This window comes from Bradyrhizobium sp. HKCCYLS3070 (assembly GCF_051167575.1).
Lineage (GTDB): Bacteria > Pseudomonadota > Alphaproteobacteria > Rhizobiales > Xanthobacteraceae > Bradyrhizobium.
In genome coordinates this window covers 175,402-199,920 of sequence record NZ_JBNPTI010000002.1, presented here as the reverse complement: position 1 = coordinate 199,920, position 24,519 = coordinate 175,402, and the positions used below count along the sequence as shown (strand labels likewise).

General features: G+C 63.2%; 22 protein-coding genes. 5 read left to right on the top strand and 17 right to left on the bottom strand.

Annotated elements, in window-relative coordinates:
- Positions 1 to 23 precede the first annotated feature (23 nt).
- Positions 24 to 1,001: a ubiquinone anaerobic biosynthesis protein UbiU gene (ubiU, locus tag ACQR03_RS09670; RefSeq protein ID WP_316172558.1), complete on the bottom strand. Its 978-nt coding sequence runs from the start codon at positions 999 to 1,001 to the stop codon at positions 24 to 26.
- Positions 992 to 1,552, bottom strand: coding sequence for a ubiquinone anaerobic biosynthesis accessory factor UbiT (gene ubiT / locus ACQR03_RS09665; protein WP_316172559.1), 561 nt, complete (start codon positions 1,550 to 1,552; stop codon positions 992 to 994). The genes ubiU and ubiT overlap by 10 nt, the downstream gene beginning before the upstream one ends.
- A 101-nt stretch (positions 1,553 to 1,653) precedes the next feature.
- Here ubiT and ACQR03_RS09660 point away from each other — a divergent pair, with 101 nt between their 5' ends.
- Both ACQR03_RS09660 and ACQR03_RS09655 read left to right on the top strand, forming a co-directional pair.
- Positions 1,654 to 3,180, top strand: coding sequence for a UbiD family decarboxylase (locus ACQR03_RS09660; RefSeq protein WP_316201236.1), 1,527 nt, complete (start codon positions 1,654 to 1,656; stop codon positions 3,178 to 3,180).
- Positions 3,177 to 3,809 carry a UbiX family flavin prenyltransferase gene (locus ACQR03_RS09655; protein WP_315750148.1) on the top strand — a complete coding sequence of 211 codons (633 nt, stop codon included), beginning with the start codon at positions 3,177 to 3,179 and terminating at the stop codon, positions 3,807 to 3,809. The genes ACQR03_RS09660 and ACQR03_RS09655 overlap by 4 nt, the downstream gene beginning before the upstream one ends.
- A 138-nt stretch (positions 3,810 to 3,947) precedes the next feature.
- Here the strand turns inward: ACQR03_RS09655 and ACQR03_RS09650 are convergent, their stop codons facing one another.
- The 11 genes from ACQR03_RS09650 to ACQR03_RS09600 all read right to left on the bottom strand — a co-directional run bounded on the left by ACQR03_RS09650 (position 3,948) and on the right by ACQR03_RS09600 (position 17,703).
- Entirely contained in the window at positions 3,948 to 4,262 is a 315-nt protein-coding gene (locus tag ACQR03_RS09650; protein WP_315750147.1) for a metal-sulfur cluster assembly factor, read from the bottom strand.
- Positions 4,259 to 4,768: a DUF2249 domain-containing protein gene (locus ACQR03_RS09645; protein ID WP_316172562.1), complete on the bottom strand. Its 510-nt coding sequence runs from the start codon at positions 4,766 to 4,768 to the stop codon at positions 4,259 to 4,261. Before ACQR03_RS09645 ends, ACQR03_RS09650 begins: the two co-directional genes overlap by 4 nt.
- Before the next feature lie 10 nt (positions 4,769 to 4,778).
- Entirely contained in the window at positions 4,779 to 6,116 is a 1,338-nt protein-coding gene (locus ACQR03_RS09640) for a hypothetical protein (protein ID WP_316201237.1), read from the bottom strand.
- A 335-nt stretch (positions 6,117 to 6,451) separates the two neighbouring features.
- Positions 6,452 to 7,057, bottom strand: coding sequence for a DUF2478 domain-containing protein (locus tag ACQR03_RS09635; protein WP_316201238.1), 606 nt, complete (start codon positions 7,055 to 7,057; stop codon positions 6,452 to 6,454).
- Between the two features lie 45 nt (positions 7,058 to 7,102).
- The gene (locus ACQR03_RS09630; RefSeq protein WP_315750143.1) at positions 7,103 to 7,396 is read right to left on the bottom strand and encodes a hypothetical protein; all 294 of its coding nucleotides are present in this window, start codon (positions 7,394 to 7,396) and stop codon (positions 7,103 to 7,105) included.
- Positions 7,397 to 7,406: 10 nt separating this feature from the next.
- Positions 7,407 to 8,231 (bottom strand): peptidylprolyl isomerase, encoded by an 825-nt coding sequence (locus tag ACQR03_RS09625; RefSeq protein WP_316166546.1) that lies wholly within the window; start codon positions 8,229 to 8,231, stop codon positions 7,407 to 7,409.
- 3 nt (positions 8,232 to 8,234) lie between these two features.
- Complete coding sequence (narI, locus tag ACQR03_RS09620; protein WP_315714236.1) at positions 8,235 to 8,957, bottom strand: respiratory nitrate reductase subunit gamma; 723 nt, start codon at positions 8,955 to 8,957, stop codon at positions 8,235 to 8,237.
- A gap of 10 nt (positions 8,958 to 8,967) precedes the next feature.
- Complete coding sequence (gene narJ, locus ACQR03_RS09615) at positions 8,968 to 9,678, bottom strand: nitrate reductase molybdenum cofactor assembly chaperone (protein ID WP_316193208.1); 711 nt, start codon at positions 9,676 to 9,678, stop codon at positions 8,968 to 8,970.
- Positions 9,678 to 11,198: a nitrate reductase subunit beta gene (gene narH, locus ACQR03_RS09610; RefSeq protein ID WP_315750140.1), complete on the bottom strand. Its 1,521-nt coding sequence runs from the start codon at positions 11,196 to 11,198 to the stop codon at positions 9,678 to 9,680. Before narH ends, narJ begins: the two co-directional genes overlap by 1 nt.
- Complete coding sequence (locus tag ACQR03_RS09605) at positions 11,195 to 14,947, bottom strand: nitrate reductase subunit alpha (RefSeq protein WP_316166544.1); 3,753 nt, start codon at positions 14,945 to 14,947, stop codon at positions 11,195 to 11,197. The genes narH and ACQR03_RS09605 overlap by 4 nt, the downstream gene beginning before the upstream one ends.
- 11 nt (positions 14,948 to 14,958) lie before the next feature.
- A complete protein-coding gene (locus ACQR03_RS09600) occupies positions 14,959 to 17,703 on the bottom strand; it encodes a nitrate/nitrite transporter (protein WP_316193209.1) in 2,745 nt (914 codons plus the stop codon).
- Between the two features lie 197 nt (positions 17,704 to 17,900).
- Between ACQR03_RS09600 and ACQR03_RS09595 the strand changes: the two genes are divergently transcribed.
- The gene (locus ACQR03_RS09595; RefSeq protein ID WP_315827697.1) at positions 17,901 to 18,599 is read left to right on the top strand and encodes a helix-turn-helix domain-containing protein; all 699 of its coding nucleotides are present in this window, start codon (positions 17,901 to 17,903) and stop codon (positions 18,597 to 18,599) included.
- A 680-nt stretch (positions 18,600 to 19,279) separates the two neighbouring features.
- Here the strand turns inward: ACQR03_RS09595 and ACQR03_RS09590 are convergent.
- Both ACQR03_RS09590 and ACQR03_RS09585 read right to left on the bottom strand, forming a co-directional pair.
- Positions 19,280 to 19,789: a TetR/AcrR family transcriptional regulator gene (locus ACQR03_RS09590; protein ID WP_316193210.1), complete on the bottom strand. Its 510-nt coding sequence runs from the start codon at positions 19,787 to 19,789 to the stop codon at positions 19,280 to 19,282.
- A complete protein-coding gene (locus tag ACQR03_RS09585; protein WP_315827696.1) occupies positions 19,773 to 19,964 on the bottom strand; it encodes a hypothetical protein in 192 nt (63 codons plus the stop codon). Before ACQR03_RS09585 ends, ACQR03_RS09590 begins: the two co-directional genes overlap by 17 nt.
- Between ACQR03_RS09585 and ACQR03_RS09580 the strand changes: the two genes are divergently transcribed.
- Together ACQR03_RS09580 and ACQR03_RS09575 are read left to right on the top strand one after the other, a co-directional pair.
- Positions 19,948 to 20,730, top strand: coding sequence for an SDR family NAD(P)-dependent oxidoreductase (locus ACQR03_RS09580; RefSeq protein ID WP_316193211.1), 783 nt, complete (start codon positions 19,948 to 19,950; stop codon positions 20,728 to 20,730). The genes ACQR03_RS09585 and ACQR03_RS09580 overlap by 17 nt on opposite strands.
- 124 nt (positions 20,731 to 20,854) lie before the next feature.
- Positions 20,855 to 21,790 (top strand): alpha/beta fold hydrolase, encoded by a 936-nt coding sequence (locus ACQR03_RS09575; RefSeq protein ID WP_316166543.1) that lies wholly within the window; start codon positions 20,855 to 20,857, stop codon positions 21,788 to 21,790.
- A gap of 156 nt (positions 21,791 to 21,946) precedes the next feature.
- Here the strand turns inward: ACQR03_RS09575 and ACQR03_RS09570 are convergent, their stop codons facing one another.
- Together ACQR03_RS09570 and ACQR03_RS09565 are read right to left on the bottom strand one after the other, a co-directional pair.
- A complete protein-coding gene (locus tag ACQR03_RS09570; protein WP_315714227.1) occupies positions 21,947 to 22,435 on the bottom strand; it encodes a MaoC family dehydratase in 489 nt (162 codons plus the stop codon).
- A gap of 235 nt (positions 22,436 to 22,670) precedes the next feature.
- Positions 22,671 to 24,491: an AMP-binding protein gene (locus ACQR03_RS09565; protein ID WP_434841356.1), complete on the bottom strand. Its 1,821-nt coding sequence runs from the start codon at positions 24,489 to 24,491 to the stop codon at positions 22,671 to 22,673.
- Positions 24,492 to 24,519: the final 28 nt, after the last annotated feature.

Here is a 24,519-nt window from a genome sequence, read left to right as displayed (position 1 = left end):
TGTTCCGCCATTGTCATGTGGTCCTAGCGCCAGGTCTTGCGGTAGGCGCCCTGCGTGGTGGCCTGCCCTTCAGTGAACGGCGTGAGGTCGGACGCGTCGGCGGACCGGCCGGCATCGAGCGCTGCCAGCACGCTGCGGAAATGCCGCACGACCCCGTCGACATAGGCGCGGCCGCGCTGGCGGCCCTCGATCTTGAGCGCGGTGACGCCGGCTTCGCGCAAGCCTGCGAGCAGGGTCGTGGCATCGAGGCTGACCGGATCCTCAAAGATGTAGCCAGAGCCCTGTGCGGTCGAGAAACGCCCCTTGCACAGCGTTGGATAGCCGGCAGGTTCGTTGCGTCCGAATCGGTTGATTGTGAAAGCACCAAGCCGCGAGGTCGTGCCCAGTATCGTCTCCTGATAGACGACATGACTGGCCGGCGAGCATACCCCCTGCATGTTCGGCGACTTGCCGGTGGCGTAGGAGGACAGCGAGCAGCGCCCCTCGGCCATAACGCATAGTCCGCCAAACACGAACACTTCGGTCTCGCATGCCGTCTCACGGGTGATCTCGGCGATCTCGGGTACGCTCAGCACGCGCGGCAGCACCACGCGGCGGGCGCCGAAATTCTCGACATAGAACGCGATCGCGTCGACATTCGCCGCCGCCGCCTGCACCGAGACATGCAGTCGCTGTTCGGGATGGCGCCGCGCGGCATAGTGCATCAGCCCGACATCGGCAAGGATCAGCGCGTCGGCCCCGGCCTCGACGGCATCGTCGACCGCGCGACGCCACAGCTCGACGGCGCCGGCGCGCGGGAAGGTGTTGATCGCAACCAGCACCTTGGCGCCGCGCCGATGCGCGAACGTTACTCCTTCGCGCATCTGCTCGCGGCTGAAATTCAGCCCAGGAAAGTTGCGGGCATTGGTCTCGTCGGCGAAGCCGCAATAGACGGCATCGGCACCGGCTTCGACCGCGCTCTTCAGCGCCGCCGGCGTCCCTGCCGGACAGATCAACTCCATCGTCGCATCCCGCTTTCGTTCGTCGTTGATCTCAGCAGCGAGTCACGCGCGGCCGCCAGCAGGCGTTGCGCGGGCACGCCGAACGGTCCCGAAAGCGCTGCGATCTCGCCGACCAGATCCAGACCGGCATCGTCGATCGCATTGCGGAGCGCCAGCACCGCCTCGATATCGCCTTCGACGACGAGCTGACGCGAAAACATCAGCGCATCGCCGTCGAGCCGGCCCTCGACCAGCGCCAACAGGCTCACGATCGACGCGGAGATGGAGGCATCGAGGCCGGTGGGCAGCTCGCGCACCGCTGCGAGTTGCGGCTGCTGTGGGCCCGCCTGAATCACGAATGCGAACGGCAGATCGGTCGGCTTGATGCCAAAGCGCTTTCCGCGATGCGACCCGAGCCGGTCGAGCAGATGCGGATGCCGGCGCAAGAGCCCACGCAAGAAAGCGCCGAGCGCGATCTGCAGGGGCAGCAACGGCAACGGACGCAGCACCTGCCTGAGCAGTGGCGGCAACAGGGGCAGCGAGGTCGAAGACGCGTCCTGAAGAGAGCTCATGGCACAAGCTCTGGCCGGATCGGCGGGGGAAGTATTTGACCCGGAACAAAGATCACACTGATTGTTCCAGCTACGAGGCGTTTTTTGAACGGAGCCTATCGTTGCGACGTGATGTCCCTCGCTTCCGCGAGCTGTCGGATTTCCTGCGCTTTCTCGACGAGCGGGGACAGCTGCGACGCATTCGCGACAACGTCTCGGTCGTCCACGAGATCACCGAGATCCATCGCCGCGTCATCTCCGCCGAAGGGCCCGTGCTGCTGTTCAAACGGCCGATCAAGGCATGCGGATCGCTCTCGGCAATGCCGCTCGTCACCAATCTTTTCGGCACCGTGGAGCGGGTGGCCTGGGGCATGGGCGTGCAGCCGGAACGATTGGCGGAGCTCGGCGAGATGATGGCGGAGTTGCGCGCCCCGCAGCCGCCGCGCGACATCAGGGATGCGCTGCAGAAGCTGCCGCTGGCACGCGCAGCACTGTCGACCCGGCCGAGGCTGCGATCAGCCGCGCCGGTGCATGAACGTGTCACGATGGGCGATGACATCGACCTGACCACCTTGCCGGCCCAGATCTGCTGGCCGGGCGAGCCGGCGCCGCTGTTGACGTGGCCGCTCGTCATCACCGTGCCGCCGGACGCGTCCGCCGGCGAGCAGGAAAATGTCGGCGTCTACCGCATGCAGGTGCTCGGCCGCGATCGCGCCATCATGCGCTGGCTCGCCCATCGCGGCGGCGCCCGCCACCACCAGCAGTGGCAGGCGCAGGGGCGCGACATGCCGATTGCGGTCGTGATCGGGGCCGATCCCGCCACCATCCTCAGCGCCGTGTTGCCATTGCCCGAGACCATCTCCGAGCTGCGCTTCGCCGGCGTCCTGCGCGGCGACCGTCCCGAGCTGGTCGAATGCCTCACCGTGCCCCTGACGGTGCCGGCGGCCGCCGAGATCGTGATCGAGGGCATCGTGTCGGCCACGGAGACCGCGCCGGAGGGGCCCTATGGCGATCACACCGGCTACTACAACGCCGTCGAGAGCTTTCCGGTGCTTCAGGTCACCGCGATCACCACGCGTCGAAGTCCGCTCTATCTGTCGACGTTCACGGGACGCGCGCCGGACGAGCCGTCTCGAATTGGCGAGGCGCTGAACACGCTGTTCGTCCCCTTGATCCGACGACAATTCCCGGAGGTCGTCGACTGCTATCTGCCGCCGGAGGCCTGTTCCTACAGGATCGCCGTGGTGGCGATCAAGAAGCGCTATCCGGGCCAAGCAAGGCGCATCATGCTCGGCCTTTGGTCGATGCTGCCGCAGTTCAGCTACACCAAGCTCCTCATCGTGGTCGACCAAGACATCGACGTCCGCGACTGGCGCGCGGTAATGTGGGCCGTCGCGACGCGCAGCGACTCCTCGCGCGACCTCGTGCCGCTTGCCGACACGCCGATCGACTATCTCGACTTCGCCTCGCCAAAATCCGGCCTCGGCGGGAAGCTCGGCATCGACGCCACAACCAAGCTCGGGGTCGAGACCGAACGCGCCTGGGGCGAGGTGCTGGCGATGGACCCTGCTGTAGCCGCGCGCATCGACGCGATGTGGCCGAGCCTCGGCCTCGGCGACGCCATGGCCGACCGAACGGCCTCGACATGAATGGGCGGCATCACGTCATCGTCGGCATCAGCGGCGCCTCGGGCGCCGCGATCGGTGCGCGCATCGTCGAACGGCTCGCGGAGCAGCCGCAATGCGCGGTCCATCTCGTGGTGTCCGACGCTGCCGTGCGCACCTTGCACGAGGAGGTCGGCCAGGGCGGCCTCGCGCGGCTGCGCGAACTGGCGGCGCATGCTCATGATGTCGCCGACATCGGTGCGAGCATCGCCAGCGGCTCGTTTTCTGCAGCCGGCATGATCGTGGCGCCCTGCTCGATCCGCACCCTCTCGGCGATCGCCTGGGGCCAACTCGACAACCTGCTGGTCCGCGCCGCCGACGTTCAACTCAAGGAGCGCCGCCGGCTGATATTGTTGGTGCGGGAGAGCCCGCTGCATCTCGGTCATCTCCGAGCGATGACGCAGGCCACCGAGATCGGCGCGATCATCGCGCCGCCAATGCCGGCGTTCTACCTGAAGCCCCAGTCGCTCGATGACGTCATCGAGCAGATCGCCTGTCGCGCGATCAACCTGCTCGGCGTCCCCGGGCTCCACGCCAACGCGCGGGAGTGGCTTCCGGACCGGACGACCGAAGCAGGCAACCTTGTTGAGATAGGGAAGCAAGACAGGCAATAGGATTTGAAGACAGAACACGACAGATCCACTCGGGCGATGGGCCGAAGGCGTCCACGACGGTTGACGTGTTCTTCGACGAGCGGGCGTAACGACGCCGCCTCTCCGGCCGAGCGCTGCCAGCTTTTCGCTTTCGTTCGGTCAATTGACGTTGTCGAAACCCAGCGCAGCACGAACGGCCGGATCAATTCTGGATGGGGTCCACGGCGGATCGAATGTCATCGTCACGTCCACGGCTTCGACGCCCGCAATCTCCGCAATGCTGCTTGCGACCCCTTCCTTGAGAAAACCTGTTGCGGGGCACCCGGGCGTTGTGGCCGTCATCGTGACATGCACGACGCCATCCGTCGCCGTGATCTCATAGATGAAGCCGAGATCGACCACGTTTTCCCCCAGTTCCGGATCGATGACCACGCGCATTGCGTCGCGGATGCGGTCGATGACATCGCGGCTCATAGCGGAGCCCTCACCGACAGTTCGTAGGTCGATCCATCCGGCGTAAACCCGCCGAGCCAGCGAAAGCCGCGCTTCTCAAGTTCAGGGAACAGGAAGACCGGCTCGCGGCCCAGAAGTGCCGACAAGGTCTCTCCAGGGCCCAGCTCCTCCGCAGCCGCGAGGATGCGCACCATCGGCTCGGGTGGGTCGAGCTCTCGGTTGTCGAGCGTGACTACGGGATCTGGCCATTGCTCGAAGGCGAGGCCGGCACCAGCGTCTTCCTGACCGGCGTCCTCGGCAGCCAGCGGCGAAAACAGCACTTCCCAATCGCCATCGTCGAGCGGTCGATCGGTGTGGGCGAAGCCCTTTCTTGCCATGACGGAGAGCAGCGGAACCGGCCTGAAGCTCGCGATCAGCCGCACACCCTGGCCTGGCGCCAGCCGGTCGACCGCGTCCATGATGATGGAGAACGGTTCGCCTCCGGCCCTGAGAATCGGTCGGACGTCGACGTCAATGTACGCGGTCATGGCTCTCCTCCTAGTTTCTGGCGAACAACAGGCTTGGCGCGATGGCTCCGGCCGGAAGCCTACGGGAGCCCGCAACATCGGAAAGACGTCGGACTCGCACAAGCTCGTGTATGATTCCAATACTGCCCACGGCCATGACCGCCGCGGCGCCGCGAAACGCCTGGCCCTCGCCCATCATCAACATGATGGTCGCCGCCCAGACGCCTAGAAAATAGATGATGAACCACTTCTCGGACCGACGTTCCACCGCCAGGTCCTGAACCCGTGGCGTCTGGGCGCGCCCCATCACGGGACCGTAGGTTTCGAGCCAGGTCAGAAAGGCGACAATCTTGTAGAGCTTCGCGAATATGAGACCAGACAGCCAGCCGAACACGGCCAAGAACGCGAACGCGCCGACATGAACGCCGACCTTTCCGCTGACGATGATGACGGCGCCGAGCGTCACCGTCGCCGCCAGGTTGGCGAAAGACACGGTTGCCATCCGCATGTTCAACTCGAGCTGGCGCCGTTTGCGGGAGCGATAGATCGTCGCGATGTCCCGTCCATAGAGCGCAAGCGAGATCACCCCAAGAACGGCGGCGAGGATGAGCACGGCTCCGAGCCCGGCCTCGAGACCGATCGCGAACAATCCGCCCACGACACCGACCGATAGCGCGAGCGCACCAAATTTCAGCGCGGATGTGCTCTGTCGCTCGCCGAGGTCCGCCGAGAGCATGAACATGGCCAGCAGGCGATAGCTCACCCCCATGGCGGTCAGGGTCAGCCAGCCTCCCAGCCCGGCAATCGCATGGATCGGAATCGCCGCGGCCAGGAGCGCGTCGCCGTAGGCGCCCGCCGATCCGGCGAGAGCAAACGCGAACGCGACGCCGAGCGCGACAGTTGCGCATAACGCGCCAAGTCCGGCGATGACAAAGAGAGCAGATCCCTTCGGCTGGCTGAAGAGGGTCAGGCCCAGATCGAGCGCGACCATCGCCAGACCCGCGCCGAGCACCACGCTGCCGGCCGGCAGAAGCCAAACGGCTGGAGCAATTCGTCCGGCCAGCGAGAGGAAGCCCAATATCAAGCAGACCAGACCGACGTTGATGAGGAACAAGGCCGGCAAGGCCCATTTGTCGAAGGGGAGCGGCCTTGCGACGAGAACGGGAACGAACTGGAACAAGGCGCCGCATACCGAGAGACTGAGCCAACCGATACAGACCGCATGCACAACGACAAGCGTATCGGGAGCGCCGAGCTCTGCGGCGGGGTAACCGAGTCCGCCGACCAGCATTGCCAAGGCAACGAGCAGCCACCCCAGCGCTGCCGCGAAATAGCTCATCGTCCAGCGCGAGATCTTCGCCCCAATCATGAGCGGCTCCAGTTGTTGATCGCGGACGCAGCACTCGCCACGACGATGCGCCATTCGGCAGTTGCCGTGGCGCCCGGAGGAACGCAGCCAAGGGGGCGCGAACAATGAGCTTGCGCCATACAATCCCCGGCGATCGGAAAGATGCTAAACTGGCGCGACCGGCCATTCTTTGTCGGAGCGCAACATTCCGTGTCATCAGCGTCGTGATGACCACTCCAGATCGACCGGCGGGTTTCCTGTCTCGTCGAGGAACATCCATGTCAGCCGGCAGACATCTTCGACGGTCTGGCTTGGCAGTTCTGTGTCCCCGACCCCTCGATTGCTCGCAATCGCAATCAGCGCAGCTGGCTGGCTGAGTCTATGGTTCGATCCTGCCGAACACTTTCCAGCCACCGCTCCACGTCTCCGCGGGCTTCGAGCTCAACCCCCATATCTCCGGCGAAATCTCTCCAGGCATCGATATTGCTGCGCGGCACGCCGACAATCGTCGGTATCGCAAGGTCCAACGCGCGGGCGATCAGATCAAGCGTTCCGCCTCCCCCGCACTCTGCCTTACCAAATTTGTTCAACACCAGGATGTTTGGACGCGCATCCAAGCTGGCGAGGACCCGAACTGTCACCTCTGCAAGCGCCGATTCATCCAGCCGGCAACCTCTCGCTCCCGATCCACGATCCTCGAAGATCGGGGTTTGATTTGCCGTGTCGATCTCCTCGAGCAGGACGTCGCACCTGCGATTTTCGTCGAGGAACAGCCTTCGCTGCAGTGCGCCGGCGACCTTCAATCGCGCTCGACGCGAGTGATCCACGAGGTGATCGAACGTCTCGTAGGGATATTTCCCGTCGTCGTATACGAGCGCCACGAGCGGCGCGGCCGCAACGCCGACTTTCTCTACCATCACATCGTGCATGCGAATCCCAACATCAATTTGACGCTTCGACATTTTTGACCCGCCCCTCCAGCACGGATAGCCTGCGGTGGATCCGTTCTAGGAGAGCTCGATTTCATCCCTCTGCAGCGACCACTTGATCATGGACGTCAGACAGACGATCGCGGGGTCGGCGGCGCGGTCGATAGCGCTCATCAACCCGAGCCAATCCTCATTCTCTGCGAGATTTGCAAAGCGCCGGACAGCAGCCGACGCATACTCACCGACATCCTCGCCGAGGCGATCCGCGACAGAGCTGATGCGCACCAGGAGCGTGAGGTCGCCGCACCCCTGCAACACCGCACTCGACTTCGCGTCGTCACTGAGATCGTGAATGAGATCCCCGAGCAGCATGATCGCCCCCCTACTGCGGCAGTACCGATTGCGGCGCCGGCAACGTCACGCCAACGATCTCCGCGCGGTCTGCCAGATTGGCTACATATTGCGCGAGCGCCTGATGCCGCACACGCTCGGTGAGATATTGCGAAATGCGCGCCCTTGCCATGTCGAACGGCAGGACTTGTCCGAGGGCCCGTCGGTCGAGGCGCACGACATGGATACCAAAGCGTGTCTCAATCAGACCGACCTCTCCAACCGACATCCGGGCCAGCGCGGCGTCGAACTCTGCGGTCGTCTGCCCACGCGACAGCTGCCCGAGCCTGCCACCATTCTCCGCCGAGACCCTGCAATCGGAGCGATCGCGCGCGATGGTCTCGAACAGTTCCGGGCTTCTCTGCACGGCCTCCACGATCGTCCGCCCCTCGTCTCGCGCAGCCGACCGAGCCAGCGAATCGCTGCTCGGCGCGATCAGCAGGATGTGAGACGCTTCGTAGAGTTCTCCGACCAGGAACCGCTGCCTGTTCTGATCGTAGAAGCGACGGCACGTCGATTCGTCCGGCTCGTGTATCAGAACCTCACGCGCGATCAGCGCCCGCATCGCCGCCTCTTCCTCGGTTTCGCTGCGACCTTCGGCATCGCGCAGAGGAGCGGCCGTTATGCCGAGCCGCATGACCTCCTGTCTCAGCAATTCGCGCACCGCAAGCGCGCGCGCCGCCGCTTGCCAGGCGAGGATCGGCTTGTCCGACGGATGGTTCTGAACTTCCCGGGCAATGACGTCGCGTTCGATCACGACCCCGTTTACACTGACCAGCTTCGGCTTTGGAAGCGCCGCGCCCAATGAACAGTCCATCGGCTACTCCGCGGGCTGAATTGGTTGCACAAGATGACGGCGCCCGTCGCGGCTGCGCACCACCTGATAGCCGCGGCGGCCGAGATACCACACCGGCGCACTCCAGATGTGGACAAGGCGGGTGAAGGGGAAGAGCAGGAAGATAGTCATTCCCAGGACCAGATGCGCCTTGAAGATCGGATGGACGTCGACAATGTTGGCGGCGATTCCGGGCTGCAACGTGAGAATGCCCTGCGCCCAGGCCATGAACTTGACCATTTCATGACCATCGAGATGACCGAGCGACACGGGGATGGTCGCCAAGCCAAGCAGCAACTGGACGAACAGCACCAGAAGGATACCCGTGTCAGCAAAAGACGACGTCGCGCGAATCCTGGGATCGAAAAGCCTGCGATGCGCGAGGAGTGAAATGCCGACCAGACACATCAGTCCGGCACCGCCACCGGCGACGATCGCGAGCATCTGCTTGAAGCCGTGGGACACGCCGAGCATGTCAAACACCCAGATCGGCGTCAGCAGCCCGACGAAATGACCCGCAAAAATGAAGAGGATCCCAACATGGAAAAGGTTCGAGCCCCAGATCAATTGGCGCCGCCGAAGCAGCTGACTCGAGCCTGAGCGCCACGTGTATTGCTCGCGGTCGAACCGAATCAGACTGCCGACCAGAAAGACTGTCAGGCAGAGATAGGGATACCAGCCGAAGACGATGGCATTGAGCGTTTGCATGGCCAATCCCTCATTGCAACTGTGACGGCGGCGCGTTGACCGCACGTTTGGCGTGGCGCAGTTTTGCGATCAGATGGTCGTGCCCACAGGCTGCCTGGTCGCCCCCTCCCGGGCCGAACCTGACCTCTTCATCCTCCCAGGCCGCGTCGAGCGCGTGCAGGTCCATCGGATCCACGTCCGCCGCCTTCAGCAGCTCATCGACGATCTCCGCGCGGGGCTGATCCGCGGCGATCTGGAGCAGCGCATCGAACACCGCCCGATAGCTCGACTGCCGACGCCCCAATCGTTCCGCGAGCGCGGCGATGATGTGGCTGGTCTGGCCAAGCAACTCGCGCGCGTCCGCAAGCTCCCGGGTGGCGAGAAATTCGAGGAACAGCGGCAGATAATCCGGCAGCTCGTTGCCGGCGATGACGAGGTTCGCACGGTCATACATGGCCCGCAGGTCGACCATGGCCTGGCCGCGGTCGCGGCCTTCGCCATGGACGTGCTCGAACAGATGCAGCGCCAGGGTCTTGCTGCGGTCGAACAGCAGGCCGTAGCGCTCCTGCAGGTCGTAGACGTCGCCCGTGGCGATCTCCTGCAGCAGCACATCGAGCTCCCGGCGAATGCCGGGCTGGACGAGGCCTTCCTGGTCGAGCACCCGCGCGAGCTCCGGGATGGCCGTGATCAATTCCCCGCTCGGATAGTTCAGCAATGCCGACAGCACCTTGAACGTCTTCATCAGGCGACCTCCATCGGGTTCTTGGCCTTACGCGGCGATCCGAACAGGTTGACTTCGCTTTCGCCCCCGGAGCAGCCGTTGCCGAACGAGAAGCCGCACGAGCCGCGGATATCAAACGCGTCGGCACCGAGCTCGCGGTGCGCGGTCGGGATCACGAAGCGGTCCTCGTAGTTGGCGATCGCCATGATGTGGTACATGTCGTCGATCTGCGGGCCGCTCAGGCCGACGCGCCTCGCGATCGCCTCGTCGACCACGCCGTCGATGGTCTTGGCCCGCATATAGGCACGCATGGCCAGCATTCGCTCGAGCGCCAACGTTACCGGCTTCTCGTCGCCCGCAGTCAGCAGATTGGCGAGGTACCGCATCGGAATGCGCAAGGATTTGACGTCGGGCATCTCGCCATCGTGCCCGATCTTGCCGGACGAGGCCGCCGACGTGATCGGCGACAGCGGCGGCACATACCAGACCATCGGCAGGGTCCGATATTCCGGGTGCAAGGGGAAGGCGACCTTCCATTCCATCGCCATCTTCCAGATCGGCGACCGTATCGCCGCCTCCAGCCATGCATGAGGGATGCCCTGGCGCTCGGCTTCCGCAAGCACGTTCGGATCGTTCGGATCGAGAAAGATGTCGAGCTGGGCCTGGTAGAGATCGCCCTCGTCGGGCTTGGCCGCGGCCTCTGCGATGCGGTCCGCGTCATACAGCACGACACCGAGATAGCGAATGCGCCCGACACAGGTCTCGGAGCACACGGTCGGCTGCCCCGCCTCGATCCGAGGATAGCAGAAGATGCACTTCTCCGATTTTCCCGAGGACCAGTTATAATAGATCTTCTTGTATGGACAGCCGGAGACGCACATTCTCCAGCCGCGGCACTTGTCCTGATCGATGAGGACGATGCCGTCCTCCTCGCGCTTGTAGATCGCGCCGGACGGGCAGGATGCGACGCATGCCGGATTGAGGCAATGCTCGCACAGCCGCGGCAGATACATCATGAAGGTGTTCTCGAACTGGCCGTAGATCTCCTTCTGCACGCCGTCGAAATTGATGTCCTGAGAGCGCTTGGCGAATTCGCCGCCCAGGATCTCTTCCCAGTTCGGTCCCCACTCGATCTTTTCCATCCGCTCTCCAGACACCAGCGAGCGCGGCCGTGCCGTGGGCATCGCAGATACCTCGGGCGCACTTTGCAGGTGCTGATAGTCGAAGGTGAACGGCTCGTAGTAGTCATCGATCTCGGGGAGGTCGGGATTGGCGAAGATATTCGCCAGAACCCGCCACTTGCCGCCGATCCGCGGCTGGATCGACCCGTCGCGATTGCGCGACCAGCCTCCCTTCCAGCGGGACTGGTTCTCCCAATCCTTGGGATAGCCAACGCCTGGTTTGGTCTCGACGTTGTTGAACCACGCGTATTCCATCCCCTCGCGGCTGGTCCAGACGTTCTTGCAGGTCACGCTGCAGGTGTGGCAGCCGATGCACTTGTCGAGATTGAGCACCATTGCGATCTGAGCACGGATCTTCATTCTGCAGCCTCCGAGGGGGTCGTGGCCGACCGGTCAGCAGTCGGCTGGTCCAGCCAATCAATCTTCGACATCTTCCGGACGATGACGAACTCGTCGCGGTTGGCGCCGACCGTGCCGTAGTAGTTGAAGCCATAGGCCTGCTGAGCGTAGCCCCCGATCATGTGCGTCGGCTTCGGAACGACACGCGTGACCGAATTGTGGATGCCGCCGCGCAGCCCCGTCTGCTCGGAGCCCGGCACGTTCACGATCTTTTCCTGAGCATGATACATCATGCACATGCCCTGCTTGACCCGCTGGGAGACCACAGCGCGCGCAACCAGCGCGCCATTGGTGTTGTAGGCCTCGATCCAGTCATTGTCGGCGATACCGGCAGCCTTTGCGTCGATCTCGCTGATCCACACGATGGGACCGCCGCGCGACAGGGTCAGCATCAGGAGATTGTCGGTATAGGTGGAGTGGATGCCCCACTTCTGGTGGGGCGTAATGAAGTTCAGGATGACGGACGCATTGCCATTCGGCTTGCGATCGATCACCGGCTTGACGGTCTTGGTATCGATCGGCGGCCGGTAGACGCAGAAGCCCTCGCCGAAGGCCCTCATCCATAGGTGATCCTGATAGAGCTGCTGCCTGCCGGTCAGCGTCCGCCAGGGGATCAGCTCGTGGACATTGGTGTAGCCGGCGTTGTAGCAGACCTTCTCCGACTCGAGCCCCGACCAGATCGGCGACGAGATGATCTTGCGCGGCTGCGCGACGACGTCGCGGAATCGGATCTTCTCGTCTTCCTTCGGAATGGCGAGATGAGCATGGTCGCGGCCGGTGAATTGCTCCAGGGACGACCACGCCTTGACCGCGACCTCGCCATTGGTTTCCGGCGCCAGGCTGAGGATCACCTCGCAAGCGTCGACCGCACTGTCGATGCGAGCCAGCCCCTGGGTCGGTCCGTCGTCAGCGACGACGCCGTTGAGGCGCTTCAGAAGCTCGACCTCATGGTCGGTGTTCCAGGCCATCCCCTTGCCGCCATTGCCGAGCTTGTTCATCAACGGTCCAAGCGAGGTGAAGCGCTTGTAGAGATTCGGATAGTCACGTTCGACCACGGTGACCGCTGGCATGGTCTTGCCGGGGATCGGATCGATCTCGCCCTGCTTCCAGTCCTTGACGTCGAACGCCTGCGCGATTTCGCCCGGACTGTCATGCATGATCGGCGTCAGCACGACGTCCTTCTCGACCCCGAGCACTTCGGGCGCGACCCTGGAGAAGGCCTCGGCGATCCCCTTGTAGATGTCCCAATCGCTGCGCGATTCCCACACCGGATCGATCGCCGCCGAGAGCGGATGGATGAATGGATGCATGTCGGACGTATTGAGGTCGTTCTTCTCGTACCAAGTGGCCGTCGGCAGCACGACGTCCGAATACATGCACGTGGTCGACATCCGGAAGTCGAGCGTGACCAGCAGATCGAGCTTTCCTTCCGGGGCCTCTTCGTGCCAAGCGACCTCGACCGGTCTATTGTGGCCCTGGTCGCCGAGATCCTTGCCGATCACGCCATGCTTGGTGCCGAGCAGATGCTTGAGGAAGTATTCGTGGCCCTTGCCTGAGGCGCCGAGCAGATTGGAGCGCCAGACGAACAGGTTGCGGGGCCAGTTCTTCGGATGGTCGGGATCCTCGCAGGCGAGCTTCAGCTCGCCCGACTTCAAGGCCTTCGCGACGTAGTCCTTCGGCTCCAGGCCCGCGGCGGCGGAGCGCTTCGATACCTCGATCGGATTGGCCTGCAGTTGCGGCGCGGACGGCAGCCATCCCATGCGCTCCGCGCGGACATTGTAGTCGATCAGCGCTCCCTCCCAAGAACCGGCCGGTGCGGTCGGTGAGAGAATCTCGCTGACATTGACCGTCTCGTAGCGCCATTGGTCGGTGTGAGCGTAGAACGCCGAAGTCGAATTCATCTGCCTCGGCGGGCGCCCCCAATCGAGCGCAAAGGCGAGCGGCGTCCAGCCCGACTGCGGCCGCAGCTTTTCCTGCCCCACATAATGCGACCAGCCACCGCCGGACTGGCCGACACAGCCGCACATCACCAGCATGTTGATGATGCCGCGATAGTTCATGTCCATGTGGTACCAGTGGTTCAGACCGGCCCCGACGATGACCATCGAGCGCCCCCGGGTCTTGGACGCGTTCGAGGCAAACTCGCGGGCAACCGCGATGATCTGGCCGCGCGGCACGCCGCAGATCGCCTCGGCCCATGCCGGAGTGTACGGTTCCAGATCGTCGTAGCTCCTGCCGAGGTGGTCGCCGCCGAAGCCGCGATCGACGCCATAATTGGCGGCGAACAGATCGAACACAGTGGCCACGACCGCCTCGCCATCGGCAAGACGAAGTCGCTTCACCGGCACGTTGCGGGTCAGCACATCCGGATGATTGGTGCCGCTGAAGTGATCGTGCTGACGGTTGCCGAAATAGGGGAATCCCACCGGTGCGATGTCGTCCTCGATGCCGGCCAGAGACAGCCGCAGCCGGGTGTCGTTGTTCGCCGAGCTCTTCTCTTCCAGGCTCCACTTGCCTTTTTCGCCCCAGCGGAAGCCGACCGATCCCTTGGGCACGACAATGGCCCCGCTGATCTCATCATAGGCGACGGTCTTCCATTCGGGATTGTTGGCCTCGTCGAGAGATGTGGCGAAATCCGAGGCGCGCACGAACCGCTCAGGAACGAGCCGTCCCTCGGATTTCACCAGCCGCACCAGAAATGGCATATCCGTATACTGGCGCACATAGTCGTTGAAGTACGGCGTCTGCCGGTCGATGTGAAACTCCTTGAGGATCACGTGACCCATCGCCATCGCGAGCGCCGCGTCGGTGCCCTGCTTCGGCGACAGCCAGAGATCGGCGAATTTCGCAGCCTCGGAATAATCCGGGCAGACAATGACGCTCTTGGTCCCCTTGTAGCGTACCTCCGTGTAGAAGTGCGCATCCGGCGTACGCGTCTGTGGCACGTTGGAGCCCCACAGCATCAGGAAGCCTGAATTGTACCAGTCCGCGCTTTCAGGTACGTCGGTCTGCTCGCCCCAGGTCTGTGGCGAGGCCGGCGGCAGGTCGCAATACCAATCGTAGAACGACATGCAGACGCCGCCGAGCAGCGACAGATAGCGCGCGCCGGCCGCGTAGCTCACCATGGACATCGCCGGGATCGGCGAAAATCCGAACACGCGGTCCGGACCATGGGCTCTGACCGTATAGGCATTGGCTGCCGCGATCAGCTCATTGACCTCGGCCCAACTCGCCCGCACGAAGCCGCCCAGTCCGCGCTTCTGCACATAGTCCGAGCGCTTGCCCGGATTCTCGACGATCGACTTCCAGGCTGCGACCGGCGTCATCCGCGCTCGCGCCTCGCGCCACAGCCTGAGCAGCCGCGAGCGCACCAGCGGATATTTCACCCGGTTTCCGGAATAGAGGTACCAGCTGTAGCTCGCGCCGCGGGCGCAGCCGCGCGGCTCATGATTGGGAAGATCAGGGCGCGTCCGGGGGTAGTCGGTCTGCTGGGTCTCCCAGGTGACGATGCCGCCCTTGACGTAGACCTTCCACGAGCAGGAGCCGGTGCAGTTCACGCCGTGCGTCGAGCGCACGATCTTGTCGTGCTGCCAGCGCTTGCGATAGCCCTCCTCCCAGGAACGGTCCTCGGTCGTCGTCACGCCGTGTCCGCCTGCGAACTCCTCCTTGGCCCGGGTGAAGAAGGTCAGCCTATCGAGAAAATGGCTCATCTTTTACGTCCTCATTCAGCGGGTTGGGCAGCGGCCGCGATCGCCCGGCGCCGTTCGACATCGTGCAGGACGCCGCCCTTGCGGGTGTAGACGGCCCAGGTGATCAGCACGCAGGTGACGTAGAAGCCGAAGAAGCCCCATAGGGCGGCCTGCACGCCGCCGGTGAGGTCGATCGAGGTGCCGTAGGATTTGGGAATGAAGAATGCGCCAAAGGCGGCAATCGCGGAGGTGAAGCCGGTGATGGCGGCGGATTCCTTTTCGGCCTGGCGCAGCCGCGTCTCCGCGTCCGCGGTCGGCATGAGCCGGGTCATTTCCTGGCGCATGATGTTGGGGATCATCTGGAAGGTCGATGCATTGCCGACGCCGGTCGCGAAGAACAGCAGCAGGAACATCGCGAAGAAGCCCCAGAATGCACCGGGCTGATCCTTGATGCCGAGGAAGTAGAGCACCCCGAGCACGCCGGCCATCATCAGCAGGAACACCCCGACGGTCACGCGCCCGCCGCCCCATTTGTCGGCCATCCAGCCCGTCGCGGACCGCGACAAGGCACCCACCAGCGGCCCGAGGAATGCGAACTGCAACGCGTCGACGGCCGGGAACTGGGTCTTCGCCAGCAGCGGGAAGCCCGCAGAATAGCCGATGAACGAGCCGAACGTGCCGGTGTAGAGCCAGCACATGATCCAGTTGTGCCGCCGCTGGAAGATGACGGCCTGATCAGCGAAGGACGCTTTCGCGGAGGCGATGTCGTTCATCCCGAACCAGGCGGCGAAAGCACTGGCGACGATGAACGGCACCCAGACGAAGCCGGCGTTCTGAAGCCAGATCGGCATCGGCTGCGACCCGCTCGTTGCCATCGCCGGATCTCCGCCGAACCAGCCGAACACGCCGACCGTGATGACGATTGGCACCACGAACTGGACCACGCTGACGCCGAGATTGCCGAGGCCGGCATTGAGCGCGAGCGCGTTGCCCTTCTCGGCGCGGGGAAAGAAGAAGGAGATGTTAGCCATCGACGAGGCGAAATTGCCGCCGCCAAAGCCGCACAACAGCGCCAGTATCAGGAACACCGGATAGGGCGTTGCGGGATTCTGCACCGCATAGCCGATTCCGATCGCGGGTATCAGCAGCGACCACGTGGCCAGCGTGGTCCACAGCCGGCCGCCGAAGATCGGCACCATGAAGGAGTAGAAGATGCGCAGAACTGCACCGGAGATCCCAGGCAGCGACGCCAGCCAGAACAGCTCATCGGTCGTGAACTTGAAGCCGACCGAAGGCAGCTTCGCAACCACGACAGACCAGACCTGCCAGACCGCGAAGGACAACAGCAGCGCCGGAATGGAGATCCAGAGATTGCGTCGCGCGATGGCTCGGCCCTGCTCCCTCCAGAACGTGTCGTCCTCAGGCCGCCAGTCGGTGAGAACCGCGCCGGACAGGGCTCCGATGTGCTCGGGCCGGTGGATCTCCTCCATTTCGGGCAGCTCCGGCAGCCGCTTCAGCGCCTCGCCGGCAACGCCGCGCTCCATCTGCCGGATCGAGAGATGCATCCAGACCAGCGCGACCCCGACGAGCAGGAAGAGCAGCATGAAGCAGCTGGTTCGCAGACCGGTGAGATCGACCAGCGCGCCGAACGCGATCGGGAGCACGAATCCGCCGAGCCCGCCGATCATGCCGACCAGGCCGCCGACGGCTCCGACATTGTTCGGATAGTAGACGGGGATGTGCTTGTAGACGGCGGCCTTGCCGAGCGCCATGAAGAAGCCGAGCACGAAGACGATGACGACGAACGGGACGAGCCCCATCTCCAGATGAAAGCCGACCTTTCCGTTGACGGTCGTCACGACGTAGTCCGTCGGCGGGTAGGACAACAGGAAGGTCGCCGCGACACCGACCAGAAATGTCCAGTACATCACGCGACGGGCACCGAAGCGATCGGACAAGTGTCCGCCATAGGCGCGAAACACGCTGGCCGGAAACGAGAACATGGCGGCCATCATGCCGGCCGACTGGATTCCGACGCCGTAGACCTTGATCAGGTATTGCGGCAGCCACAGCGACAGCGCGACGAAGGCGCCGAAAACGAAGAGGTAGTACAGCGCGAAGCGCCAGACCTGTATGTTCTTGAGCGGCGCGAGCTCGAGCCAGGCGCTGCCGGCCTTCTGCTTGCGCTGCCTTCGCGAGCGGACCACCGGGTCCTCCTCGGAGAACAGCCAGAAGACGATCGCCATGACGCCGATCGCGAGCGCCCATATCTGGGCCACGGTCTGCCAGCCATAGGCGACCAGCACGAACGGCGCGACGAACTTGGTAACGGCGGCGCCCACATTGCCGGCGCCGAAGATTCCCAGCGCAGTGCCCTGCTTGGCCGTCGGATAGAACCGCGACACATAGGCGACGCCGACCGCGAACGAGCCACCGGCGATTCCTACGAAGAGCGCGGCGACGAGAAATTGCGGATAGGTATGCGCCCAGGTCAGGAGATAGGTCGCGACCGCCGCGGCGAGCATCACGACGGTGTAGACGCGGCGCCCGCCATACTGATCGGTCCAGATGCCGAGCACCAGCCGGATCAGCGAGCCGCTCAGGATCGGGGTGCCGATCAGGAGACCGAACTCGGTTTCGTTCAGATCCAGCTCTTGCTTGATCCGGATGCCGATGATCGAGAAGATCGTCCACACCGCAAAGCAGATCGTGAACGAGATTGTTGAGAGCCAGAGTGCTCGCGTTCGGTGCTCAGGGCTGAAATCTACGGCGTCCATGGTGGCCTCGACGTATGGCTTCGACGCCACAGCAGTTATTCGGGGCACCGGGAAAAGGTTTTGCGATGCATCAACCGGACGGTCCGGTCGGCCACAATCTGCCAAATGTCCCAGATCGAATTGTCAGACTGCACGTATGCAATTGACTTTTGTCACAGTTCGGCGCGATAGCGGATGAGTGACTCTTGGAGCTTCGCTTGCGCCCCGACGAACTCGCCCAGTTGAAGACGCTGCCGCTGTTTGCGGACCTCAGCGAGGAGAACCTGAAGCGGCTGCTCGGCGCGGCTCTGCTGCAGCAATTTCCGCCCGGGGTGCGGTTGGCTCGCGAGGGAGATCAGGCCGACTTCCTGCATGTGCTGATTGGCGGGTTGGTGGAAATCTACACCGAGCTCGACGAGGCCGAGTGGGGCATCTCACTGCTGCGTCCCGTGTCGACCTTCATACTTGCTGCAGTCGTCGTCGATCAGGCGTATCTCAATTCAGCCCGCACGCTGACGGAGTCGCGGGTGCTGCTGATCCCCGCCCGCGATGTAAGGGCGCTCTTCGACGAAGACATCGCATTCGCACGGATTGTTGCTCAGGAGCTGGCGTATGCCTATCGCGCTTCTGTCAAGAAGCTGAAGGGCACCCTGGCCCGGTCGAGCATCGAGCGCCTCGCCAACTGGATCCTCGCCGAGGCCCAGCGCGAGCCGGGGCATGCGAATATCGTCATCCCATTCGACCGCGGCACGCTGGCCTCCCACATCGGCACGACGCGCGAAAACCTGTCACGCAGTCTCGCCCAACTTACGAGCCATGGGGTTCGCGTCCGCGGACGAGAGATCGTCATCGACCACAAGGAGCGGTTGGAGCTGTTTGCCCGGCCAAAGCCCCTGATCGACGATCCCGGCTCGTAGGCTTCTTTTGCGATCGGTCCTGCCCCTCTGTTGGGAACGGCAAATCAGCAGAGTACGGAAACGGAGCCGTCGATATAGTTCTTCTCCGCCGCACACCCACCCCGCGTGGCAGTCGCTGGGACGCCCCGAAACCGATGGGCCCTGGAACGTGCGGCCGGCAAAGCCGTGATCGCGGGCGATGCCGAGGAAAGCAAACCGGACCCGGTGGAAACGGTCACAGCCTCACCGCTTGGCGGAGAGGCGTATCCGAGCCGAATGAAGCGAGTGCAGGGAAAGGTGGTCGCGGGGGAGCGCTACCGCCTTTCCCCACAGCCGGCGGACCTACGATACTTCCTGCAATCCTACGCACAACGAGGCTCCTTGGTGCTGGCTCGGTCAGCACCTCATGCTGGACCATCGCTTCCGGCCTCGGACCCGCGTTCCAGGCGAGGCTCGGGCCGCCGTTGGATTTCTGCGCTAAGCGGTCCATGAAGCGTTCCGACATCGGCAGAGGTGATTGCGATGCGCACAGAAAGGTTTGGCGCCTACTAGACGGGAGCACCTTCAGGACCGTCTTTTGGCGATCTTCGGCGTTGCGCCCTCTTCGCGCACGTATCGAATTGACCGCCCGCTTCGCCAGCGAGGATCTGCGCGACGGCTTTGGACAGGCGACTATGACCGCACTTTGGGAATTCCAGCTCTCAGGGCTCCGCGCCGAGGAACGCGCGGGTCGCCCGTAGGATTTCGTCCGACAGTTCTTCTGAATCGGAGATGCGCGCGAGCAACATCGCCCCAATCATCGCTGCCCAACTGCCGATCGCCGCGACACGCTTCTGGTGCGGATCGTCACCTGGCGCCGAGGCCATGAATTGTTCGATCTGCCGTCGCATCTCCTCGGTCAGGACGCGGCGTGTGGGCGCCGGCGCCCGCGACATCTCGGGCCCGAGCGCCGCGAAGACGCATCCCGCCCCCGCCGCATCCCGATGTTCTGGCCGCAGATACGCGCGGGCGAAGCCACGGACATCCGTCGGCAGCAGGGGTTGACGCCTGCTGGCCTCGAAAACGTCCGCCAGGGCCTCGGTCACGAGCTCCTGTTTGCTCGCAAAGTGCCTTGGAAAGCCGCCGTGCGTCAGCCCCGCTGCGTCCATGATCTCGGCGACGGTAACACCGTCAATTCCCTTCTCCCGGAACAACTTAGCGGCCGAGTTCACGATCGCCCGCCTGCTCTCCGCCTTCTGCTCCCGGCTTCTTGCCAAAATAAATCTCCCTCAGTTCAAAAATGTAGATGACAAACATCATCTTTGCAAGTAGATGATGATTGTCATCTACATTTTGGGGACAGATTGGCCCCTCCCACGGAGAAGAAGACATGTCTACTGCACTCATTACTGGCGCCTCCAGCGGCATCGGCGCCGTCTATGCGCGGCGCCTCGCCGCGCGCGGCCATGACCTCGTCCTCGTCGCTCGCGCGACGGAGCGAATGGCGGCCCTGGCCGCGGAACTGCGCAAGGCGCACGGGATTGCCGTCGAAGTCCTGACAGCGGATTTGACGGATGCCGCGCAGCTGCAAATGGTGGCGAACCGGCTCCATTTGGGCAGCCCAGTCGAGATTCTGGTCAACAACGCTGGCGCGGCGCTGCTCGGCCCGTTCGAGGCGGCGGATCCCGCCGCCATGGAGCAACTGCTCAAGCTCAATGTGACTGCGCCGACGCTGCTGGCTTCGGCGGCGATCGGGGGCATGGTGAAACGCGGAAGCGGCGCCATCATCAATCTCGGTTCGGTGGTGTCGTTCATGCCCGCGTTTTTTCCGGGGATTTATTCGGCGACCAAGTCTTACGTGCTCACGTTCTCGCAGGGGCTGGCGGCCGAGGTCGGGCCCAAGGGCGTCTACGTCCAGGCCGTGGTACCGGCGGCAACCAGGACCGAAATCTGGGAACGGGCGGGTGCCGATCTCTCGAAAATTCCCAATCTCATGGGCGTCGAGGACCTGGTCGACGCGGCGCTGGTCGGCTTCGATCGCCGCGAAGCCGTGACGATACCGCCCCTTTCGGACCTGGGCCTCTGGGAGGCGTTCGAGGGCGCACGAGCGGTTCTGCCCTCAGGTTTGGGGGCGCAGCCCGCCGAGCGCTACCGCGCGCGCGCCAGCGCCTAGTCACAACGCTCCGATCGGCCGGCGATACCGGCCGATCGGTACTCCCGCTCCTCATCTCGAAACGCGTAGCCATCCCTTCGATCCAGCGTGCAGCCTCAATGCTGCCTCATCAGGAATTGCGGACATGAACTCTCAATCTCGTCGCACGATGATCACCGCCGGAGCGCTGGGCGCTGCGGCACTTGCGCTACCGCTGAAGGCGCAGGCCGCCGCCAGTTCGGCGACCGCCTCCACCCAGTTCGTCGACGTTGGCGGACGCCGCCTCGCCTATCGATCCGTCGGCACGGGCAAGCCGCTGGTCCTGTGCAACCGTTTTCGAGGCGTCCTCGATCTTTGGGATCCCGCCTTCATCGACGGATTGGCCGCTCAGGGCTTTCAGGTCGTAACCTTCGACTATTCAGGTCTCGGCCAGTCGACTGGCGAAAAATCCTACAATCCGATGTCGCTCGCGAAGGATGGTAAGGATCTCATCGAGGCACTCGGCCTCAAGGACGTCGCGATCGGTGGATGGTCGATCGGTGGGATCGCCGCGCAGATCTTGCTGGCAATGACCGGGCCGATGGCAACTCATGTGGTTCTGTTGGCCACGACACCTCCGGGCCCGCTGGTCAAGACGGGCGAACAACTCTTCTATGATACCGCGGCAATCCCCGGCATCGCATTGGAGCAGTTCACGACTGTGTTCTTCGAACCTGCGGACGCAGGCAGCCGGGCGGCTTCAAAGCGCTCGTTCGATCGCATCATGGCGCGAAAGAAAGACCGCAGCCCCGACGTTCCGGCCGACTGGGCCATGGCGCAGATCGGCAACACGCCGCGTAACCCGGTGTTTCCATCAGACCAGATTTTGCAGCTCTTGAAGACGACGTCGGTTCCGATCCTGCACCTGGGAGCCGACCACGACATCGTGTTCCCGATCGAGAACTGGTATGCGTTGAATCGACAGCTGCCGACCCTTCATCTGATCACCTATGCGCGAGCCGGGCACGGGCCGCATCATCAATATCCGGACGAGGCTTCCGCCCAAATCGGCGCTTTCATCAAGGCCACCAGCAAGGGCTGAACATTTTCGAGGGCGCGGAGCGAGGGGCAGTTGGACAAAAGAGATAACCGCTAACTGCTCCCTCTCTTCCGCGGCAGACCTTGCGAGCAGAGCATAATGTTCGCGGCTCTTCTTCGCTATGTCGACCGGACGCAGGTGGAAAGTATCCGCGGCAAATTAGACGACGACTGCTTCGGCGAAATAGGCCACTCCGAGCCATTCGGCGATCAACGCGGGTTTTTGCGCCCCCTCGATCTCAACAGAGACCTCCAACTTGGTGGCCACCTCCTTCGGATTGCGAGCCGTCATATCCAGAAGTTTGAATCTGGCCCGCACCCGACCTCCGGATCGTACGGCGGACACAAATCGTATCCTGTCGAAACCATAGTTGACCGCCATGACTCTCCCCGAAAGCTTCGGAAGCGCGTCAAACGCCATCGGCGCAAGCAAAGAAAGCGTCAGGAAGCCGTGAGCGACGGTTCCGGCAAACGGCGTCTCGGCGGCCTTCACCGGATCTATGTGGATGAATTGCCAATCCTCCGTAATGTCGGCGAATTGGTCGATGCGAGATTGGTCAATCTCGAACCAGCGTGACACGCCGACCTCCTTACCCACCATTGCCGCATATTCCTTCGGCGAAATGTCAGGCAGGCTCGATCCTTTCATTGCCCTCTTCCTCGTTAGAGACCGATGATTTATTCCGCGTGAGCCGAGTCTGCGCGGCACCGACCATCGGCTCTCCTCTGATGAGGTCGACTGTCCGGCGCCGGCGAGCGTCTCAACTTCAGCCGATGGCTTCGCCGCGATGACAACGTCTGAGATGGAGGAACCTTGCTCAGAGCCGGTTCAGTGCCACCTCGGACCTTCACTTCCAGGAGCACTCCTTGCGAAGTCGGGGCACTCAGATGAAGGTCACATCTTCAGCAGGTGACCCGGCATACAATTCCTCAACGCTATGCGCTCGGTGGCCGAGTACAGCCCGCTGATTTACATAGGCCTTGTCGGTGATTTCACCAGCGGCAAGCGACGGAAGCTCCTTCAGCAACTTGAATGAGCGGATTCGTTCGCTGCTTCCGACTGTTTCGTTGTGTGCCCGAAAGCACTCTCTCAGGAATGCCAGCACGCCTGGATCTCGCTCGAGATCGCCAACGGGCCAGGAGACGTGTTGTTTGGCTTGGCTGGGATTTAGCCAGGCAAGAACCGCGCATTGGTCCCGGTTTTCGCCCGCAATGACGACGTCCTGAAGAACGCCACGCGTTGCGCCCAGGATGGTCGCCCTGAGGTTCCCGACAACCACCCAGGTCCCGTTCGTGAGCTTGAAGTTTTCGGAAAGACGGCCCGTGAATCTCAATCCGAGATGCGGCCGCTCCGGGTCGAGGAAAGCCACGGTGTCTCCAACCCGGTAGTAGCCCTCCTCGTCGAATGCACTTTCCGTGAGATCGGATCTGCCGAAATATCCCGGCGTGACGTTCGGTCCCTTTACGCGAACCTCGTAACTATCTCCCGCAGGCAGCAGCTTGAGCCTGAGACCAGGTCCCGGAAGGCCGACCTCTCCCGGTTCCTCGGTGGCCCAGTGCGTCGTGCTGATCGTTGGGGCCGTTTCGGTCGTGCCGTACCCAGACATGACGGGAATGCGGCGGCCGGTCGCACGAAATGACAGGTCATAGAGCTTGTCCAGTGTGGGCTGCGGAATTGCCGCTCCGGCGTAGGTCATTCGCTCCATGCGGTTGAAGAATGTATTTCTGAAATGCTCGTCCGCTTCGAGAACATCACACAGGAGCGTGTAGCCGCCGGGCACGTTGAACATCGCTGTGGGGGAAATTTCCCTCAGGTTGGCGATGGTCTTATGGAAGAGTTGTGGGACGGGGCGTCCGTCGTCGATGTAGAGCGTCCCCCCATTCTTCAGGGTGCCCTGCAGAATGACATTGCCCCCCATCGTGTGATGCCAGGGCAACCACTCGACCTGAACCGGAGCTTGGTTTGCCGGCGCCAGCAGACTGCCCATTTCGAGGGCGCATGCCATCATGCGATGCGTGTTGATGACGCCCTTCGGCAGGCCGGTCGAGCCCGACGTGAACAGAATTTTTGCGATGGCGTCACGATCGAGGTTTCCGAACCGCCGCTGAAACTCCGAGGTTGGTCGTCCCTCGTACAGGGCCTCAAGCGGCAGAAGCCCGTCGGATCCACCGCATGCGATCCAAGTCGCCTCCTCCAGCCCACTAACTGATCGGGCTGCCGCAAAGGCGCTGCCGTCCTGGACGAATACAAATGATGGCCTGAGCAGCCGAGCGATGTCCGTCAAGCGGGACAGCCCGCCCGGCATCAATGTATAGTTGGGCGAAATGGGAGCGACGGCCATCCCGATCGACATGGCCGCGAACATGACGATTGCATGCTCGATCGAATTCCCCGAGAGAATTGCAATCCTGTCGCCCGGCTGAGCTCCGCGATCGATCAACCCCTGACCTACGGACTGAGTCCGTAGCCACATCTGCCGATACGATATCTTTTGCCACCCGGCAGCTTCGCGTTGCGCCAGAAAGACGCGATCGGGCTCCTGCATCGCCCATACGGGTAGAAAGTCGGTGACCGACCAGCTCGGCTCGACGAAGTTGATCGGCGACCTCAGGATGAGGCTTCCATCGGGATGCACTTCGATACTGACCTCGCGTGGAGCGAAGTTGACGTCAGACGTGGCGCGCGCGGCAACATTCGTCGTCATGGATTTCCTCCGCTCCCATTCACGAGCG

What these genes read in the sequence shown, in the direction of transcription:
- ubiU (WP_316172558.1), bottom strand. Translation starts at nt 1,001, where the DNA reads ATGGAGTTGATCTGTCCGGCAGGGACGCCGGCGGCGCTGAAGAGCGCG.
- ubiT (WP_316172559.1), bottom strand. Translation starts at nt 1,552, where the DNA reads ATGAGCTCTCTTCAGGACGCGTCTTCGACCTCGCTGCCCCTGTTGCCG.
- ACQR03_RS09655 (WP_315750148.1), top strand. Translation starts at nt 3,177, where the DNA reads ATGAATGGGCGGCATCACGTCATCGTCGGCATCAGCGGCGCCTCGGGC.
- ACQR03_RS09650 (WP_315750147.1), bottom strand. Translation starts at nt 4,262, where the DNA reads ATGAGCCGCGATGTCATCGACCGCATCCGCGACGCAATGCGCGTGGTC.
- ACQR03_RS09645 (WP_316172562.1), bottom strand. Translation starts at nt 4,768, where the DNA reads ATGACCGCGTACATTGACGTCGACGTCCGACCGATTCTCAGGGCCGGA.
- ACQR03_RS09640 (WP_316201237.1), bottom strand. Translation starts at nt 6,116, where the DNA reads ATGATTGGGGCGAAGATCTCGCGCTGGACGATGAGCTATTTCGCGGCA.
- ACQR03_RS09635 (WP_316201238.1), bottom strand. Translation starts at nt 7,057, where the DNA reads ATGTCGAAGCGTCAAATTGATGTTGGGATTCGCATGCACGATGTGATG.
- ACQR03_RS09630 (WP_315750143.1), bottom strand. Translation starts at nt 7,396, where the DNA reads ATGCTGCTCGGGGATCTCATTCACGATCTCAGTGACGACGCGAAGTCG.
- ACQR03_RS09625 (WP_316166546.1), bottom strand. Translation starts at nt 8,231, where the DNA reads ATGGACTGTTCATTGGGCGCGGCGCTTCCAAAGCCGAAGCTGGTCAGT.
- narI (WP_315714236.1), bottom strand. Translation starts at nt 8,957, where the DNA reads ATGCAAACGCTCAATGCCATCGTCTTCGGCTGGTATCCCTATCTCTGC.
- narJ (WP_316193208.1), bottom strand. Translation starts at nt 9,678, where the DNA reads ATGAAGACGTTCAAGGTGCTGTCGGCATTGCTGAACTATCCGAGCGGG.
- narH (WP_315750140.1), bottom strand. Translation starts at nt 11,198, where the DNA reads ATGAAGATCCGTGCTCAGATCGCAATGGTGCTCAATCTCGACAAGTGC.
- ACQR03_RS09605 (WP_316166544.1), bottom strand. Translation starts at nt 14,947, where the DNA reads ATGAGCCATTTTCTCGATAGGCTGACCTTCTTCACCCGGGCCAAGGAG.
- ACQR03_RS09600 (WP_316193209.1), bottom strand. Translation starts at nt 17,703, where the DNA reads ATGGACGCCGTAGATTTCAGCCCTGAGCACCGAACGCGAGCACTCTGG.
- ACQR03_RS09580 (WP_316193211.1), top strand. Translation starts at nt 19,948, where the DNA reads ATGTCTACTGCACTCATTACTGGCGCCTCCAGCGGCATCGGCGCCGTC.
- ACQR03_RS09585 (WP_315827696.1), bottom strand. Translation starts at nt 19,964, where the DNA reads ATGAGTGCAGTAGACATGTCTTCTTCTCCGTGGGAGGGGCCAATCTGT.
- ACQR03_RS09575 (WP_316166543.1), top strand. Translation starts at nt 20,855, where the DNA reads ATGAACTCTCAATCTCGTCGCACGATGATCACCGCCGGAGCGCTGGGC.
- ACQR03_RS09570 (WP_315714227.1), bottom strand. Translation starts at nt 22,435, where the DNA reads ATGAAAGGATCGAGCCTGCCTGACATTTCGCCGAAGGAATATGCGGCA.
- ACQR03_RS09565 (WP_434841356.1), bottom strand. Translation starts at nt 24,491, where the DNA reads ATGACGACGAATGTTGCCGCGCGCGCCACGTCTGACGTCAACTTCGCT.